This is a genomic window from Bacillus sp. BACIII, assembly GCF_057836745.1.
The window spans coordinates 1,291,354-1,310,130 of record NZ_CM174437.1; the positions used below are offsets into that span (position 1 = coordinate 1,291,354).

Genomic DNA, 18,777 nt, shown 5'->3' on the forward strand with positions numbered 1-18,777 from the left:
TGCTTAAATAAGTGCCGGCATGTACATTGTCAGATTTTCTCAACATACAGAACCTTCACAGGGAATGAATCTCTCATGCCCTTGTCAAGTTTAAATGGTTTAACAATCATGTTAAAAAAACAAATGTTACAACTTCATTGTAATTGTGTCGGAAATACTTGTCAAGCTTGCCAGCTTAACGATTCGCCTTCGGCTCAGAATCTTCGCCATGTATATATCATACCACACCTTCATCTGCTTTTCGCAAATGACGGCTCGTCTAGTCCGGCTGGTTAAGCAATTGGTAAATTCTATTGTTTACCTGCCCTAATTTGGCGTTATTCTGAATATTTGACAGTAAAATGACATATTTGCCTGCCGAATGGCTGAAGCTGTTCAAAATGTTGTAACCGGGCATCACACCGTGATTGGAATAGCTTCCCGGATCAATGTAAAATCCCATGCCGTAAGCGGAACTGCTTCCGGCTGTGAACATTTTTGTAAAGCTTTGTTTTGAAAGGAGCGTGCCGTTGACGACCGCTTTATCAAATTTATAAAGATCTTCAGCACTCATATACATGTCGCCCGCCCCATACAGCTGCGATAGGTCCAAAATGTGAGGCGTTACAAGCTGTCCGCTCTCATCAACTTTGTAGCCGACGGCAGGATATTTGGCTTCAGCAAATGTTTTGTAAAATCCGGCATGCTTCATTCCGGCCGGTTTGAATACGTGGTCTTTTATATATTGTTCGTATGACTCCCCGCTGACCTGAGATACGATATAGGCGAGCACTGAATAATTGGAATCTCTGTAATCCCAAACCCCAGGCTGCCGTTTAATTCCGCGGTATTCTATATCCTTAATTAAATCAATGGGAGAAATCGGTCCCTGACCCTCAATATGTCCGTTTATGCCGGACGTATGATTGAGCAGGTTTTTCAGTTTGATGCGCGTGCCGTTAGGAAAATTCGGCAAGTATGTACTGACGGGGTCACTCGTCTGAAGCAGCCCTTTTTCTTCAAGCTGCAGGACAGCCGTCGCAATTAACGCCTTTTGTGAAGAACCGATATAATATGATGTTTCCGGATTGTTTTTGATTTTTTGTTTTCGGTCCGCATAGCCAAAACCTTTTTTCAGCACAACTTTTCCATCTTTTACGACCATTGCTGTGCCGCTGAACCCGATCTGTTGCAAGTAATTGCTGATCCGTTTATTGTGATCGATTGATTTAGGTGTTTTCTCTTTTTGCGTCTTTTCTTTTTTTTGTTGAGTCTGGTCATTTGAAGAATCAGATTGAGCGGCGGGAGCACTTTTAACAGAATCCTTCTCCCGGTGATGCGCTGTGACGGTCCAGATCATAATAAAAACAGTGACAAGCAGCAGAAAAAGAAACAGCCCTCCCGTTTTCATCAATTTCTTCTTTCTTTTTTTGTTAATTCTTGTGCGGCGGGGGCTCGTCATCTTTTTTCCTCCTCAGATATAATTTCAACTTTCGCCATGATGTTAGACGAGTGAAGGGTGAAAAAAGTTGTAACATTTCAGATAAAATTTTCCGAAACAGCCAGTGTTTTTTTAAACACACAAAAAAAGAGCGGAAATTGCTTATTCCGCCCTTTTGATCGTGCTTTTATTCTTCAAATTCAAGCTCTTCCTGAGTTTCTTCCGATTTTTCCGTAACACCGTTATTGTCCAAACCGTAATGTTCACGGATTTGTTCTTGAATCATCAGCATGATGTCTTTATTTTCTTTTAAGAACTGCTTGGCATTTTCACGGCCCTGTCCGAGGCGTTCTTCTTCATAAGAATACCACGAGCCGCTTTTTTGCACGATATCAAGTTCAGTCCCAAGGTCGATGATTTCCCCTTCTTTGGAGATTCCTTCACCGTACATGATGTCCACTTCAGCCGTACGGAACGGAGGAGCGACTTTGTTTTTTACGACTTTAATTCTCGTTTTATTCCCCATCACGTCGTTGCCCTGCTTTAATTGCTCGGCACGGCGCACTTCAAGACGCACGGAAGAATAGAATTTCAGCGCGCGTCCGCCCGGTGTCGTCTCCGGATTTCCGAACATAACGCCGACTTTTTCACGAATCTGGTTAATAAAGATTGCGATTGTTTTAGATTTATTGATGGCCCCGGAAAGCTTACGGAGCGCCTGAGACATGAGACGCGCCTGTAAACCGACGTGTGAGTCACCCATGTCACCTTCAATTTCAGCTTTTGGAACAAGCGCCGCAACAGAGTCAACGACTACGATATCAACAGCTCCGCTTCGCACCAGCGCTTCAGCAATCTCCAGCGCCTGCTCTCCCGTATCCGGCTGAGACAGAAGCAGCTCTTCGATATTGACACCGAGCTTTTGCGCATAAACAGGATCAAGGGCATGCTCAGCATCAATAAATGCTGCCTGTCCGCCTTTTTCCTGAACCTCAGCGATGGCGTGAAGCGCTACGGTCGTTTTACCTGAGCTTTCAGGTCCGTACACTTCAATAATCCGTCCGCGTGGGTATCCGCCTATTCCGAGAGCGGTATCAAGTGCAAGGGAGCCGCTCGGCACCGTTGAAATTCTTGTATCCGTTTTTTCCCCGAGCTTCATGATGGAACCTTTGCCGAATTGTTTTTCTATTTGCTTAAGAGCCATATCTAAGGCTGCCTGACGATCACTCATTTATTTTTTTCCTCCTTTATCTTGCCACTACATATACTATACCTTGTTTACTGACATTTGCCAAGAAAAAAGCGAACGCATATTCGGATTTTTTCCGCGTTCGCTTTTCTTCAAAAGAACATAATTCCCTTCGTAAAAATTAAAAATCAGAGAAAATGCCCTTTTAAAACTTTATTTTTGATCCAGCATTTTTAAAATGAGATGGCAGCCGTATTTAGCGGCGCGCTTTCTGATTCCGGTTCTTGATCCGGCAAAGTTAAATTCATGCACCTCTTCTTTTCCTTCCGCGGAAATGCCGATAAAGACACGGCCCGGGGCATGCCCTTCCTGCGGATCCGGGCCCGCAACTCCGGTAAAGCTGATACCGATATCGCTTCCGGTCAGCTTTCTGACACCGGCGGCAAGCTCGCGCGCGCACTCTTTGCTGACCGCTCCGCTATCTGCCAGCGTCTCAGCTTTCACGCCGAGCACATGCTGTTTCACGCTGTCGGAATAACAGACAACGCCCCCTGCAAAAAGTTGAGACGCGCCGCTTAAATCAGTCACCCACTCTGAAAACAGTCCGCCTGTAAAGCTTTCGGCAGAGGAAATCGTGATTCCGTTCTGTCTGCATGCTTTTGAAAGCTCCTTCACCAGGGACGTATCATCATATCCGTAGAAAAATTCACCGACACGTTCTAAAATGGAGGCTTCCGTTTCTTTTAAAAGCCGTTCTGTTTCTTTTTCATCGGCATGTTTCGCCGTTAAACGCAGCGTGACCTCACCGTCAGCGGCAAGCGGCGCAATCGTCGGATTCGTCTGCGCGTCAATGATATCTTCTAAATCAGCTTCAAGCTGAGATTCACCGATTCCGAAAAACCGCAGCACGGTTGAAACGATTTTCTCATTTGAACCGAGCTTTTTAAGAAGCAGCGGCTTCGCTTCATTTTCAAACATCGGACGCAGCTCGCTCGGCGGTCCGGGAAGCAGCATATAAAGCCTTGATCCGTGCTCTGCAAGCATTCCCGGCGCCATGCCGAAATGATTCGCCAAAACGTCCGAGCCCTCAATAACGAGCGCCTGTTTGCGGTTATTCGGCGACATGGTCCGTTTTGTTTTCGCGAAATACTCTTCAATCGACCGGAACGCTTCGTCATTCAGAACGAGCGGGCGTCCCATTGTGTTTGCAATGGTTTCTTTTGTTAAATCGTCCTTGGTCGGTCCGAGGCCGCCTGAAAAAATAATCAGGTCCGAGCGCTCTTCGGCAGTGCGGATGACTTGCTTAAGCCGCTCCGGATTGTCACCGACAGCGGTGTGGTAAAACACGTTTACGCCGATTTCCGCCAGCTCTTTACTGATAAACTGAGCGTTCGTATTGGCGATCTGGCCGAGCAGAAGCTCTGAGCCGACTGCAATGATTTCCGCTTTTTTTGCTATTTCCATGTTCAAGTCCTTCTTTCTTAGTTAGATGTTTTTAACGCATCCCAGTTCTTCGCAAAATAATCCCAGCCGGAAATGACTGTGAAGAGCACGGCCACCCATAAAGCGATATCCCCGAACGGGAAAGAAACGAGCTCAAACGGGAGATTATGAAGTAAAAGCGCTGCAACAGCGATGATCTGAGCCCATGTTTTAATTTTTCCCAGCATATTGGCGGCTACGACTTCCCCCGTTCCCGCCAGCACAAGTCTTAGTCCCGTTACGGCAAATTCGCGGCTGATGATGACGATGACCATCCACGCCGGCGCAAGGTCAAACTGCACAAGCGTAATTAATGCCGCAGACACAAGCAGCTTGTCAGCCAGCGGATCTAAAAATTTCCCGAAGTTTGTCACGAGGTTCAGCTTTCTGGCGTAGTAGCCATCCACCCAGTCAGTCGTTGATGCGATAATGAATAAAACAGCTCCCGTAAGATGTGCGACCGGAATCGATTCATCCCCTATATGAAGGCTGCCCCACTGAAAAGGAACAAGCATGATAATCATAAATACAGGAATTAAAGCGATTCTTGCCAGTGTGATTTTATTCGGTAAGTTAAACATAAAGCCCCTCCAATAATATGTACTCGGACGTGAAGAAAAAGTCATCTTAATCGTTCAGATGACTTTTCCCCTTTTATTTTTTCATCTTGATTGTTATGGTCTGCGCCATCACATCATGCGGATTGAGTTCATAGGACAGAACCTCTCCGTTGATTTTAATTTTCAGGTTAGGGGCATAGCCCGTGCGTATTTCAATCTGCTTTTGATCTGTGATGTCTTTTTTGTAGGTTTCGCCTTTTTGCAGCGTCCCTTCTTTTAATGAACCGCCGCTGTCATCCCGGACGCGGATCCAAGCGTTGTCGGAAGCAATCAGTTCAAGCTTGTACTTATCAGCTCCGGAAACGTTGTATGAAGAAGCGGAGCCTTCTGTTCCGGCCGCTTTGATCTCTGTCTTTTCACTGCTCTTTTCTTTCTTTTTCTGCTCTGGCGCTTTTTTGTCTTTTTTGCTGTCAGTCTGCGCTCCGTCATTTGTATTGCCGTCGTTTTTCAGCGCAGAATCCTTAGGAATCTCATACTTGCTCTCACTTTGGGTGACGGCCTTATTGCTGTCAGTCTGCCCGGACTTGCTTATTCCAAACTGAATAATCGCATACAGGATCGCAATGACGATAATCACACCGATGACAATAAGAACGGTCGGAAGCCATTCCGCCGCCTTTGAGGACTTAGGCAGCTCCCTTTGCATGGCGAGACCGGAGATTTTCTCCGACACATCGTCATGATACGTGTTCGGGATGTCTTTTTTATATTCTTCAAATAATTGGTCTGAATCAAGCCCGACAGCTTCAGCGTATTGCTTGATAAACGCCCGCACATAAAAATTGCCGGGAATGACATCATAGGAGCCTTCTTCCAGAGCGGTTAAGTATCTTTTCTGAATTTTCGTCGCCGCCTGGAGTTCATCCAATGACATCCCTTTTTCCTCTCTGGCTTCTTTAAGCCGGATTGCTAATTCTGTCACAACAAACACCTTCCAATATTAAAAATCAAAGCTTGAAAAACCGGTCTGATCAAATATTTGCGGTTCTTCTGCATGTTCATATGTAATGACTTCGTCAGGATCATTTCTGAGTTCGATAATATAATCGAAATCATCGAGCGTATACTCCGAATTTTGAACAAAAATATCCGGGTGCTCCACGACCTTTGTCGCCGGGAGCCTCATAATTTCACTGACGAGCTGAAGATGGCGCTCAGAGCCCCGTCTTGTCGAAACGATGCCATCAAGGATAAATACGTTTTCCGTGCTGTATTCATCGGCAACCAGCTGGCTGCGGATCGTTTGCTTTAACAGCGTTGAAGATACGAAAAGCCATCTTTTGCTGGCGCAGACGCTTGAGGCAACGATGGACTCCGTTTTTCCGACCCGCGGCATTCCCCGGATTCCGATCAGTTTGTGTCCTTCTTTTTTAAACAGCTCAGCCATAAAGTCAACCAAAAGGCCAAGCTCGTCCCTTTCAAAGCGGAAGGTTTTTTTATCATCGGCATCACGCTGAATGTATCTTCCGTGACGGACTGCGAGACGGTCGCGAAGCCTCGGTTCTCTCAGCTTCGTTACTTTAATGGTCTCCATTGTTTTTAAAATTGATTCCAATCGTTTAATTTGATCTATATGCCGGCATCTGAGCAGCATTCCCCTTCTGGAAAGGTCGACACCGTTAATTGTGACAATATTAATTGACAGCATCCCGAGAAGAGATGAAATATCCCCGAGCAGGCCGGGGCGGTTCACTTGAATTTCATATTCAAAATACCATTCGAGCTTTGCCAAATGATATACCCCCTCCATTGTGGCAAATTTTTACCTTCCTTTATCATAAAACATTTTTCTCTAATTAGAAAGAAGAATGTTGCTCTATAGAGGAAAACATAAAAAAAGAGAGGAGAAAATCCTCCCCTCTTAATGAGTGCTGTTATTTTCAACAAGCTTCACCATCATATTTGCAATGGCGCGCTGTTCATCTTCAGAAGCAACGCTCCAAAGATCAGCAAGCACTTTTTCCTGATGGTTTTTCGAGTCGACTTCGTTCGCAAGGTAACCGCCGATTTCTGTAGCGAGATCAGTGACCGTTTCATCACTCATCCCTTTTTCCTGTGCATAGTTCAATCTGTCGCCAAGGAAATTCTTCCAATTATCCCAGTTTTCTAATACTGACATGTTGGCTTCCTCCATTTCATCTGTCGTTACAAAATTATTTTGTCCGTGCAGATGCAAACTATACACACATTTTTTTCAGCAGTGCCAGCCGCCGTTTACCGATAATATATGTCCGGTAATATAGGAAGCCTTCTCCGATAATAAAAACGCTGCCGCTTCGGCGATTTCCCCGGGATTTGCCAGCCGGCCCGCGGGTATTTCCTCTGCCAATGCTTCTTTTTCATCAGACGTAAACTGATCAAGCATATTCGTATCAACGGCGCCCGGTGAGACTGCGTTCACGCGGACGCCGCTCGGAGCAAGCTCTTTGGCAAGCGCTTTGACGAACGAATGCTGCGCTCCTTTGACCATGCTGTATAACACTTCGCACGATGCGCCTGTTTCTCCCCATACGGAACCGATCGCGACGATGCCTCCGCTTTTTTTCCGGATCATGCCGGGCACCAGATTACGCGCCAGCAAAAACGGGCTCGTCACATGCAGCTGCACCATCTCCCGCGCCGTGTCATCCGTCACGTCCGTAATCAGGCCGAAATGACTTTTGCCGCTGTTTAATATCAGAGCGTCCACAGGCTGTTTAACGGAGCGGCTGAGTGTCTCTGCGCCTTCCGGTGAGGACAGATCCGCCTGAATAATAGAGGCTTTTACACCGAATGATGCGCTCAATCTTTCCGCAAGCCTGTGTGCGGCTTCTTTATTAGAATGATAATGCAAAAGCACGTCATATCCGTTTTTTGCGAGGACTTCACTTATACTTTGTCCGATTCCGCCGCTTGCTCCGGTGACGAGCGCTGTCTGTTTCATCAATCAACATTCCTTCTTTCCCCAGAAAAACATCCCTCAGGGCGTGAGGGATGTTTTTTTATGATTTTGGCACGACTTTGCAGACTGTCAGCCTGTCTTCTGACACTTCTTCTTTAATGACCCGCTCTACGTCTTCCAGGGTGATCTGCTCCAGTACAGTTACGACATCAAACAGACTCATATCTAAAAAGGCGTAACGCGTGAATTGGTTGGCGATGTATTCAGGCGAATTGAGCGCTTTTAAAAATGACCCGATTTTCTTTTTTCTCGCCAGGTCAAGCTTTTCCGCAGTCACGGCTGATCCCGCATCAAGCAGCATCTGTTTTAATTCGTCAGCAAGCTTATCCGGCTCCGGTGTATCTCCTCCGACTGAGGCAAAACCGAATCCGTATTCAGCCGTATAATCAAAGCTGAAGGTTTCATCAATGTAGCCTTTGTCGTACAAGTCGCCGTAATGCGGTGAGCTTTTTCCGAAGAGACATTCAAGCATGAGGTTCATGCTGAGCTCGTGCTTCAACAGCTCCCGCCCCGTTTTATAAGGGTTTTTCGCCTTTAAGCCGACAAGACATTTTGAGCCTTGGACGTTCATTTTTAATTCCTGCTCCCGGCGGAAAACCGCTTCCTGCTCCTGAACTTCTTCACGTTTGATTTCAGGCTGATCTGTAAACGGCTTTTTCTCCTGGTTTTTCCGCACCTGGCTGATGATCGCTTCAGGATCTACGGGACCGACGATAAAGAGCAGCATATTGCTCGGGTGATAAAATGTTTCATAGCACTCATAGAGAAGATCTTTCGTAATATGTGAGATGCTTTCTACCGTTCCGGCAATGTCAATTTTCACGGGGTGGTCTTTATACATATTTTCGATAAGGCCGAAAAACAGCCGCCAATCCGGATTATCATCATACATGTTAATTTCTTGGCCGATGATGCCTTTTTCTTTTTCCACTGATTTTTCCGTGAAATACGGATCCTGAACAAAATCCACGAGTGTTTCCAGGTTTTTCTCTACATTTGAAGTGCTGGAGAACAGATAAGCGGTTCGTGTAAATGAAGTAAAGGCATTTGCCGACGCCCCCTGCTTACTGAAGTCCTGAAACACGTCGCCGTCCGCTTTTTCAAACAGTTTATGCTCAAGAAAATGCGCGATTCCGTCAGGGACGTGAACCATTTCTTCCTTATTTAAAGGAACGAACTGATTGTCAATGGAACCGTACTTTGTCGTAAACACGGCGTATGTTTTATTAAAGCCCTGTTTCGGCAGCACATAGACATCAAGGCCGTTTGCCATTTTTTCATGATACAGCGTTTCTTGCAGCTGTTCGTAGTTTATCGGTTTAGTCAAGATGCTCCCCCCGTCCCTTTTAAGAAATAAGTCGTATCCAGCTTGATGTTCTTTCCGACATTGATAATGTCCTCTTTCGTCACTTTCTCGATATTGTCAAGGAAAGTTTCGATCGGTATCTCCACTTGGGCTGAAGCCTGCTGATACAGAAATTCCGCTAAGCCGTATGCCGTATCAATCGTTTCTAACACTTGGTTTTTAATAACGGCTTTCGTTTGGGCGATATCGTCGTCTGAAAAGTCACCGTTTTGCATAGCTTGAAATTGTTCTTCAATAATGGTGACGGCCTGCTTATAATTTTTCACTTCAATGCCTGACATGACCATCAGGAGCCCCTTGAAGCTTTCCACCCTTGAGGCTGCATAATAGGCGAGACTCGCTTTTTCACGGACATTTATAAACAGCTTTGAATGAGAGAAACCTCCGAACAGCCCGTTAAACACTTGCAATGCCGGATAGTCCGGGTCTGTGTATGTCGTATTGGTCCGGAATCCGATATTCAGTTTGCCTTGTTTGACGTCCTCTTCATCAATGACTTCCTTCGGGTCAGGCTGTTCATTCGCCGTGCTTCTTTCTAAAGGCTGCTGCGCCCGTTCGTCCGTTTTAAAATACGTATCAACAGCTGTTTTCACTTGATCTGTGTCAACATCACCGATGACATACAGGTCCAGCTGATCTTCGCGGATGGCTTTTTGATAGGCTTCATACAGATCTTGCGGCGTAATGTGTTCGACATCATCGATCTCGCCGTTGACGTGAAGGGCATACGGTTCGCTTTTGCACATTTCCTGAACGAGACGGAGATTAGAATATCTCATTTTATCGTCATATACGGCTTGAATCCGCTGTTTCAGCGTCCGTTTTTCCTGCGTGACATAAAGGGGCAGGAAGGCGCCGTTTTCCAAAGCAGGCGAAAAGACAAGCTCTGATAAAAGCTGAAGCCCTTTTTCCAATAATGGTGTGCGGTCCTTCAGATATTTTTCATTGGGAATCTCAAGCCGGAACGTAATAACATGACGTTCTCCCTTTTTTGACAGATCAGCGGAAACGGATGTCCCGTACAGCTCATCGAAGTAAGAACGCAAATCAGCGGTTTTCGGCCGGCTTTCTGTACCGCGGAGAAGCACATGAGGAAACAGCGCCCTTTTTGTTACGAGCTCTTTCGTTAAAGGAGCCAGCATTTTAAACGTCAGTGAAACGGTTTTAAATTTCTCAGTCTTTACGATGTGGGCGGTGATTCCGCCGTGCTTTGACTTCATTTCATTTACGTAAGTCATGTGAAACCTCCTTCGTTCATTCTTTAATAGTATGTATTATGACCAAAACTCAGCATTCGCAAAAAAGAGTGTGCAGATGTAATTATATCAACTGGAGGATTTATAAGGAAACAAAAAACCTCTGCCCGAAAACAGGCAGAGGCATTGTACGTTATTTTTTCAAATTGAAAGGCCACCAGTTGGCTCTTCCGAAGATTTTCACCATGACCGGTACAAAAAACGGAAGGACAACAATTGCATACATGAGGAGGCCGGTTAATACCACGGTTGCAATCTCCAAAAGGGAAAGAACGCCTGACGGCAGCATGGCCGCAAAGGTTCCCGCTAAAATAATGGCCGCCGAAATGATGACCGAGCCCATATTTTTCATACTGCTGATCATCGCGGCTTCCGTTCCTTCTTTTTTCAGCTCATTAAAACGGTCCATTAAAAAGATGGAATAATCCACACCAAGAGCCATCAGAATGACAAAGCCGAAGAACGGCACGGCCCAGTTTACGCCCGGATACCCGAAGAAGTGAGTAAAGATGTATTCCGTCACCCCGATGGATGCGAAATACGTCAGGACGAGCGAAGCCACTAAATAAACCGGCATAATGAGGGAGCGCAGCATCACGATGAGAATCAGAAAAATACCCGCCAACATAAACATTGCCGTCCGTTTGAAATCTGAATCCGATACTTCTTTTAAATCGGCATTCATACTGGAAACCCCGGAGACGCCGAAAGAGGCATTTTTCAGATCGGTGTTCGGAATGATTCTTTTAACGCTCGCTTTGATCGCTTCAATATCTTGAATAGCCGTATTTGAATAAGGGTTGTTATCAAGAACGACGGTTAATTCTGTCGTTTTTCTGTCATCTGACATGTACGTATTAAACACGCTTGTGAAATCGCTGTTTTCCAAGGCTTCTTTCGGCACAAACCAGCCGGCCATTTCTTTGTCTGACGCCTTATGAAGCTCACCCAGATAATCATTCGCCCCCATCATGCCGCTCGACACTTGCTTAAGCCCTTTTACACTATCGTTAAGTCCGGAAGAAAGATTGCTGAGCTGGGAAGAAAAATCACCGAGACCGCTCTTCATTTTTTTCTGCCCCTCCGCGAGCTGCCCTGCCGCCGATTCAAGGCGCGGCATTTGTCCGGCAAGAGCCCCCTGGCCGTCTGACACTTGCTGAAGGCCGTTTTCAATTTGGGTCAGACCGTTAATCATTGCGTTAATTTGGGTGTCAATTTTTTTCTGGGCGGCTGACAGTCGGGAAAATTGTTTTTCCGCTTGCTGCAGATGATCCTTTTGACTGTCAACCTCTTTAGAAAACGCTTCTGCGTCTCTATTTGCTTTGGAAACGGCTGACTGTACATCTGTAAAAGCCGATTTGATCACTTGATAGGACGGATCAGCTTTCACTGCCGGTATCGATGCTTCCAGTTTTGCAAACGGCAGCCGGTTAAGCTGTTTGTTCAAATCAGCAAGCTGCCTGCTCGCTTCATTTTTCATTGGCAGAACGGTTTTGACCAGCTTTAAAGCGTTTTGCGTTTCTGAAGCGAGACCGCTGTTTTGGCTGAGCTGCATAGAGAGCATTTGTTTCTGTTCTTCAATCTGCTTTCTCATTTGAGCGACGCCGGCTTTATTCTTATTGACGCCCGCCTGCAGTTTATTCAGGTTTTCTCCTATATCAGAAAGCCCGGATTTCAGAGACAGTGTTCCGTCAATAAGCTGATTGACGCTTTTTCCCGACTCTTCGATCTGCGGCTGTGAATCAGCTAACGACTTTGCGGCATGCCCTAATCCGTCCGTGATTTTTTCAAGTCCTGTATTGCCTTTATCAAGCCCTTCTTGAAGCTGTTTTGCCTGATTTGTGACAAATAATTGATTCAATCCGTTTCCCGCAGGGCGCGTGGCGCTTCTGACCGTTTTCACACCTTCTGTCTTTTCAAGTTCTCTGCTGATTTTTTCGATATCAATCAGGTGTTTTTCGGTATTTAATTTGTCGTCATTTTTGATGACAACTGTCGCCGGAAGAAGTTCTCCGGGGCCGAATGCGTCTGAAATCGTATTAAAGGCGCGGACGGATTCATATTTATCCCCGATTTCGTCAAGGCTGTTGTAAGATAGAGCGCCCTTGTAAAGAAGGATAGGCGGGACGGTAAATACCGCCACGATTGCCAGACTGATGAGCGGCCTTTTAAATGAAAACCGCCCTGCCGTTTCCCATGCTTTGCTTTGCGGATGGGAAATATCGCCCTTAACAGGCCAAAACAGTCTTTTTCCTAAAACAGCCATAAAAAACGGCACAATCGTCATGAGTGCAAGCAGCAGCACCGCGACGCCGACCGCAACGGCTGCTGCCGACTGATACAGTTTAAATGTCGCAAATCCGATGCAGGCAAATCCGATCAATACCGCTCCGCCGCTGTATAAAACCGTCTTTCCGGCCGTTTTATAGGTCACAACGATCGCTTCTTTTATATCAGCGCCGTGAGACAGTTCTTCTTTAAAGCGGCTGAGAAGCAGGATGCAATAGTCGGTGCCGATTCCGAACATAATCGCAACCATAAAAATCTGCGTAAAGGTTGAGAGCGGGAAATCCAGCTGATCGACTAAAAATGCGACAATGGACTGGCTGACTAAATAAGAAATTAATACAGATAAAAGCGGCACAAACGGTGCAACCACTGACCGGAATACAAGAATCAGCACGATCAGGATAAAGGCAACCGTAATATATTCGGTCTTTTTTAAGCCGTCCTGCGAGCTTTTTAACACATCTTCGTCAATCAGGGACTGGCCTGTGATGCCGTATGATACGCCGTACGGTTTCAGTTCTTTATCAATTTTGTCTTTTATTTTGATGATGTCATTTTTTGATGTATCAAGCTGAAGCTGAACGAGCATCGTTTGTCTGTCTTTTGACAGCAGCTGTTTCTTGACGTCTTCATTTTTTTCCCCGAAATATGAGGTCACCGTTTTAATATGAAGCGCTTTTTTATGTTCAGATAAAGTGTCCACAGCCTCCTGCAAACGAGCTTTTTTGTCTGTCATTAAGCCTTTCTCGTGAAATACGATGACGGCTGAAGAAGACGGTGCGTCTGAATCAGACATTTCATCAAGCAGTTTATGGGCGTAAGAAGAGGAATATCCGTCCGGTACGGAAATCTGGCCTTTCTCCCGTGTCAATTCAGCCATATCAGGCGCTGTAAGCATAAATATCACCGTTGCGGCGATCCATGCCGCGGCGATGATCCAGCGGGCTTGGATAATCTTTTTCATTATGTCTGCCGATCCTCCTCTGTCATCATCAGTCGATATAATTTTTCGTATGTATTAACGAACATTTCCGCCTCGTCTTCATCAAAATGCATAATGTATGAACGGACGAGATCCTCAATCCGCCGCTCCACCCGGTGAAATACTTCCGTCCCCTTTTCCGTGACGTTTAACAGAATGCTCCGGCGGTCGCTTTGGCTCCGTTCTCTTTTGATGTATCCTTTTTCATACAGGCGGTTCGTCATGGATGTAATGGCGCTTTTGTTGACGTGGCATACCGCTGCCAGTTCAATTGATTTGCAATCGGGATTGAGCATAATATAGCGGAGTATGTAATATTGATCCAATGTCAGCTCTTTGTTCACTTTTTCGGCGATAATGCTGTCAATTTTTTTTAAGACGTGCAGGTATACATCGGAATAACGCTGAATGAGCTGTTTTACTTTTTCTTCATGCACCTTTTCCCCTCCTTTAATAGTAGTTAATATGTTTAACTATTAAAGAATAACGAGCTGACGGTATCATGTCAATATTCAGAATCAAATAAAAAAAGACAGTGCAGATTACACCGTCTTTAATGATTCCTTTTTTTCTTTTGCTTGTGAAGAGATATTTAACAGCGCTAAAAATACTGATACAATGCCGCAAAAAGCGGATAAAATGAAAATCAGCCAGCCTGCATTTGACATCAGCCCAGCAAATATCGGCGGTCCCGCCGCTACTCCGATAAACCGCATGCTGTTATAAAATGAGGTGATGGTTCCCGATTCCTCGTTGTCTACGCCTTCTGTGATGACAGCGTCTAACGCCGGCAATGCCATTCCGATTCCGGTACCGCTTACACAGAGGAAGATAAATAATAAATAAAAACTGTGATTCCACCACAGGCCGATAAATGACAGTGTCACGGCACTCATTCCAAAAACAATGCAAAACTTCATTCTGCCTTGGTCTTTCCCGATTTTTCTGCCTGCTATATATGAACTAACGGATAGAAATAAAAGCGGGATTGCTAACAGCGCTCCTTTAGCCACACCGTCAATTCCGTACTTCTTCTCCAGCGAGTCTGATAAATAAAACAGAACCCCGAACAGCAAAAACATAATCACGCAGCCGATGATAAATACCGTAAAGAGCCAGCGGCCGTCCCGCTTAAATATGTGACCCACATTTTTCACGAATTCGGAAATAGAAGGCACTTCTTTTTGTTTCTCCGGCTTTGCCACCAAAAACAAAACGAGAAAAAAACTGATGAGCGAAAAAAACGGAATGAACCAAAACGGCATAAACCAAAACCAAGCAGCCAAGAGCGACCCGAGAATCGGACTTAGAACTTTCCCGGCTGTGTTAGACGTTTCAATGTCGCCGAGCCCCGCGGTAATCCGCTCATCATCCCCCTTGAACAAATCACCGATAAACGGCATCACAACAGGAGCCGCCCCTGCCGAACCGATTCCCTGAAGCACCCGTCCCGCCAAGATAATGGGATATGGATGCTTGAATGCGGTCGAAGCTATCGCAGCAATGGCGCCGCCCGCACCGGCTATGAGAAGACAAGGCAGAAGGACCTTTTTTCTTCCGAATTTATCGGACAGATATCCGGCAATCGGAATACAAATAATCGCCACAATCGAATATACCGTTATAATTAACGATACTTGAAAAGACGATATGGACAGCTTCTTTTCAATCATCGGAAGGACGGGAATCAGCATCGAATTCCCGAGTGTCATGACGAGCGGTACAGAAGCCAAAGCAATGATATTTTTCGTTCCATTTTTCTTCTTACTCAACTTATTCACCCATTCACTATACTTGGTTGTTTCCTGTTTTATTGTGCCTTGCGGCAAACAAAGTATGTACGAACGGCGCAAATAAAAAAACAGACACATGACGCGTCTGTCTTAAAAACGTTTTCTGACAACATGAAAGCTGAACTTATCAGCCCGGAAATAATTTAATGAATACAGCACAGGCTCATCATGCTGATTATAGTGGGTTTGTTTCAGCAATAAAAGCGCCGTCTCCGGTTCGCATTCCAAAACCGGTGAAATCGTATCGTGGTATCCGATCGGTTCAATATCAGCAACGGCATAGCTGATCACAGATCCGGAGTTTTTTTCCAAGAGATCAAAAATAGACTCCTGTTCATGACAGAAAGAATTCGGCAGAATGTCCATCGGAATCGTATCCAGACAGTAAACGACCGGAGTGCCGCTTGCCGTTCTCACGCGCTCCAAATAAAAAAGCTCCTGCTCAGGCTCAAGCCGGAATCTTGCGATATCTTCATCAGACGGTGTAATAACCTGAGACGACAAAAAAATCGTACCCGGCACCATGTTCGCTTGCTGAATCATTTTCGTCACACTGTTGAGCTGTTCAATACCTGAAAGAAACAGCGGTTTTGTATGGACGAAAGTGCCCACACCGTGCCTTCTGATAATCACATGCTCCTCTTCAAGGATACGTAAAGCTTCACGCAGAGTTGCCCGGCTGACACCCATCGATTTTGAAAGCTCAAATTCAGAAGGAAGCTTTTCCTTTTCGGTGTAAATTCCGTTTTGTATATCCTCTTTGATTCGCTCAATCACTTTTAAATACAAGTGACGATTGTCAGCTTTTGTAGACATGTTTCCCCTCCGTAAACCACTTTCATAAATTATTGAACAATTGGGACAACTATATCATGTTTTGATAAAAAAATAAATAGGAATGATTTTGGCGGTATCATTTTAAGCGAAAGCTCTCTCCTTTTTAAGAAGAGAGCTCATCATATTGTTCTTTTGATAATAGTACTTCCCTCGGTCTGCTTCCTTCATACGGCCCGACGACGCCCCGTTCCTCCATTGCGTCGATCAGACGCGCGGCCCTCGTGTATCCGATTCTGAACCGTCTTTGAAGCATGGAGACAGATGCCGTCTGCATACCGATAATCAAATCGACCGCTTCGTCATACAGATCATCCGTCACTTCACTGTGTGTTTCCGCGGTTTCTTCCGGAATCATTTCTTCTTGGTACTGTGCTTTTTGCTGTGTGATGACATGATCTACGACATGCTCAACCTCTTCATCCGATAAAAATGCTCCCTGGACCCGCACCGGCTTATTCGCGCCTACAGGCAGAAACAGCATATCTCCGCGGCCCAGAAGCTTTTCAGCGCCGCCCATATCTAAAATCGTCCGTGAATCGGTCTGAGATGAGACGCTGAAGGCAATTCTCGACGGAATGTTGGCTTTAATCACTCCGGTAATGACATCGACTGAAGGCCGCTGTGTCGCGATAATCAAATGAATGCCTGCCGCCCGGGCCATCTGTGAAAGTCTCGTAATCGAATCTTCCACGTCGGAAGAAGCGACCATCATCAGATCGGCAAGCTCGTCAACGATAACGACGATGTACGGCAGTTCGGGCTGCTTTACTTCTTCTTCGGCATTTGACCGCTTGATATGATCGTTATAGCCTTCTATATTTCTCGTGCCCGTATGGGAGAACAGTTCATAGCGGCGCTCCATTTCATTGACGACCTTTTTCAAAGCCTGTGAGGCCTTTTTCGGATCTGTCACGACCGGCGCAAGCAGATGAGGAATGCCGTTATACACATTCAGCTCAACCATTTTCGGGTCAATCATCATCATTTTCACTTCATGCGGTTTGGCTCGCATCAGGATGCTCGTAATAATACCGTTGACACAGACGCTTTTCCCGCTTCCCGTGGCCCCAGCGACGAGCAGATGGGGCATTTTGTTCAGTTCGGCAAGCACAGCCTCCCCGGAAATGTTTCGCCCCAACCCGATCAGAAGTTTCGCATCCGGCTTGTCGTTAAGCTTGGATTCGAGCACTTCTTTTAACGAAACCATCGCGACTTCAGCGTTCGGCACCTCGATGCCGATTGCTGATTTCCCCGGAATCGGCGCTTCTATCCGGATATCCTTCGCGGCAAGCGCGAGCGCGAGGTCATCACTCAGATTCACAATTTTACTGACTTTGACCCCGACGTCCGGATAGACCTCATATTTTGTGACCGCCGGACCGAGATGAACCTGTGTCACTTTTGCCTTTACGCCGAAGCTTTGAAAAGTCCGTTCGAGTTTTCTTGCATTCTCGTAAATGTTCTTCTTATCGGTCTGCTGGCCTGTATGTTTCGGGTCAGCCAGAATGTCCAATGAAGGCATTTGGTAATCCTTATTTTCAAGCTCCGTAAACGTCATGGGCGGAGGAGCCGCAGCTGCCGGTTCGTCACTGTCTTGAGCGCCGCCGGAGGGCTCTTCTTTTACCATTTGAGCCGTCTCCTGCGTCTCTTCAGGAATCACCGGTTCGTCACGCTTCTCCTGACGGTCTGAAAAGCTTGAAATAATCGGCTCTGAATGGATGAGCGGCGAAATGATTTCCTCATCCTCTTCTTCGGGCTCAGGCACTTCTTTTTTCTTTTGAACCCGTTTTTGTTTTTTGCCCGATTTGGTTTTTGTTTTCGGCGAAGACATGTTCGTTCTGACCGTTTTCATATCCTCAAGAAATGCCTGCCATTGACTGCGGATAAACCGGCCGACGGGGCTCGTCCACTTTTTGAGCGTTTCCTGCAGTGAACGCCCCGTTACAAGAATCAGCCCCATTAAGATCAGCACGATCGCCATGATCTGTGAACCCGTTGATGCAAATAAAAAGTGGGAAGCTGCAAACAGTACCGCGCCGATCATACCGCCGCCCAAATCAGGCGAGGCGGCCTGCTGTTTCATATCCATCATAAACAGCTCCCACGTGTTGCCTATGACACTTGCGGACCGAATCGACCCGTGATGAGACAGATTTTTAAAGAGCTGTACGTGAGACAGCAGCAAAATACTGGCGATAATGCAGTACAATCCGGCTTTCCTTCTCGTTAAAAGACTTGGACTCTTCTTTTTCCAAAACAGCGAAATTCCCAGAAGGAAGAGCGCAATTAAGCATAAAATAAACCACTCTCCGGCAAAAAAACGGAACAAGTACACAAATGTCTGTCCCACAACGCCGAGCTGCAAAACAGCAATAATCGAGATTGCAACGCAGAGCAGTCCGCTTAGTTCGTATTTTAGATTGAGCTTACTCTCTTGTTTCTTTTTAGATTTCCGTTTTTTCTTTGCCACACTCATCACCTTACTGCGTTAAAAAATGTAAAATCATACATCATGAAGAAAAGCAGCCTTTTACCGGCTGCGTTTTTCTGTAGGATTCCCCTATTATAGCATATTTTGCCCCCGAGAAACGGACTGAATGCC

The 18,777-nt window shown here is 45.9% G+C and carries 15 protein-coding genes; all 15 read right to left on the minus strand.

Annotated features, from left to right (window positions below):
- Positions 1–259: 259 nt before the first annotated feature.
- Positions 260–1,441 carry a serine hydrolase domain-containing protein gene (locus ACXN9U_RS06105; protein ID WP_060962760.1) on the minus strand — a complete coding sequence of 394 codons (1,182 nt, stop codon included), beginning with the start codon at positions 1,439–1,441 and terminating at the stop codon, positions 260–262.
- Between the two features lie 166 nt (positions 1,442–1,607).
- Positions 1,608–2,651, minus strand: a complete 1,044-nt coding sequence (gene recA / locus ACXN9U_RS06110) for a recombinase RecA (protein ID WP_015417498.1) — start codon at positions 2,649–2,651, stop codon at positions 1,608–1,610.
- A 171-nt stretch (positions 2,652–2,822) separates the two neighbouring features.
- Positions 2,823–4,073 carry a competence/damage-inducible protein A gene (locus ACXN9U_RS06115; protein WP_060962761.1) on the minus strand — a complete coding sequence of 417 codons (1,251 nt, stop codon included), beginning with the start codon at positions 4,071–4,073 and terminating at the stop codon, positions 2,823–2,825.
- Between the two features lie 17 nt (positions 4,074–4,090).
- Complete coding sequence (gene pgsA, locus ACXN9U_RS06120) at positions 4,091–4,672, minus strand: CDP-diacylglycerol--glycerol-3-phosphate 3-phosphatidyltransferase (protein WP_016936065.1); 582 nt, start codon at positions 4,670–4,672, stop codon at positions 4,091–4,093.
- Positions 4,673–4,745: 73 nt separating this feature from the next.
- A complete protein-coding gene (locus ACXN9U_RS06125; RefSeq protein WP_047474929.1) occupies positions 4,746–5,633 on the minus strand; it encodes a helix-turn-helix domain-containing protein in 888 nt (295 codons plus the stop codon).
- A gap of 18 nt (positions 5,634–5,651) precedes the next feature.
- Complete coding sequence (locus tag ACXN9U_RS06130) at positions 5,652–6,443, minus strand: DUF3388 domain-containing protein (protein ID WP_007409819.1); 792 nt, start codon at positions 6,441–6,443, stop codon at positions 5,652–5,654.
- Between the two features lie 129 nt (positions 6,444–6,572).
- A complete protein-coding gene (locus ACXN9U_RS06135) occupies positions 6,573–6,830 on the minus strand; it encodes a DUF3243 domain-containing protein (RefSeq protein ID WP_060962762.1) in 258 nt (85 codons plus the stop codon).
- A 75-nt stretch (positions 6,831–6,905) separates the two neighbouring features.
- Positions 6,906–7,634, minus strand: coding sequence for an elongation factor P 5-aminopentanone reductase (ymfI, locus tag ACXN9U_RS06140; RefSeq protein ID WP_489202484.1), 729 nt, complete (start codon positions 7,632–7,634; stop codon positions 6,906–6,908).
- Between the two features lie 58 nt (positions 7,635–7,692).
- Positions 7,693–8,979, minus strand: coding sequence for an EF-P 5-aminopentanol modification-associated protein YfmH (gene yfmH / locus ACXN9U_RS06145; RefSeq protein ID WP_016936068.1), 1,287 nt, complete (start codon positions 8,977–8,979; stop codon positions 7,693–7,695).
- The gene (yfmF, locus tag ACXN9U_RS06150; RefSeq protein ID WP_489202326.1) at positions 8,976–10,256 is read right to left on the minus strand and encodes an EF-P 5-aminopentanol modification-associated protein YfmF; all 1,281 of its coding nucleotides are present in this window, start codon (positions 10,254–10,256) and stop codon (positions 8,976–8,978) included. The genes yfmH and yfmF overlap by 4 nt, the downstream gene beginning before the upstream one ends.
- A 151-nt stretch (positions 10,257–10,407) precedes the next feature.
- A complete protein-coding gene (locus tag ACXN9U_RS06155; RefSeq protein WP_489202327.1) occupies positions 10,408–13,527 on the minus strand; it encodes an MMPL family transporter in 3,120 nt (1,039 codons plus the stop codon).
- Positions 13,527–13,982 carry a MarR family winged helix-turn-helix transcriptional regulator gene (locus ACXN9U_RS06160; RefSeq protein WP_060962765.1) on the minus strand — a complete coding sequence of 152 codons (456 nt, stop codon included), beginning with the start codon at positions 13,980–13,982 and terminating at the stop codon, positions 13,527–13,529. The genes ACXN9U_RS06155 and ACXN9U_RS06160 overlap by 1 nt, the downstream gene beginning before the upstream one ends.
- Positions 13,983–14,087: 105 nt before the next feature.
- Positions 14,088–15,317, minus strand: a complete 1,230-nt coding sequence (gene bcbE / locus ACXN9U_RS06165; protein ID WP_489202328.1) for a bacillibactin exporter BcbE — start codon at positions 15,315–15,317, stop codon at positions 14,088–14,090.
- A gap of 111 nt (positions 15,318–15,428) precedes the next feature.
- Complete coding sequence (locus ACXN9U_RS06170) at positions 15,429–16,154, minus strand: GntR family transcriptional regulator (protein WP_060962767.1); 726 nt, start codon at positions 16,152–16,154, stop codon at positions 15,429–15,431.
- Between the two features lie 124 nt (positions 16,155–16,278).
- A complete protein-coding gene (locus tag ACXN9U_RS06175) occupies positions 16,279–18,645 on the minus strand; it encodes an FtsK/SpoIIIE family DNA translocase (RefSeq protein ID WP_489202329.1) in 2,367 nt (788 codons plus the stop codon).
- Positions 18,646–18,777: the final 132 nt, after the last annotated feature.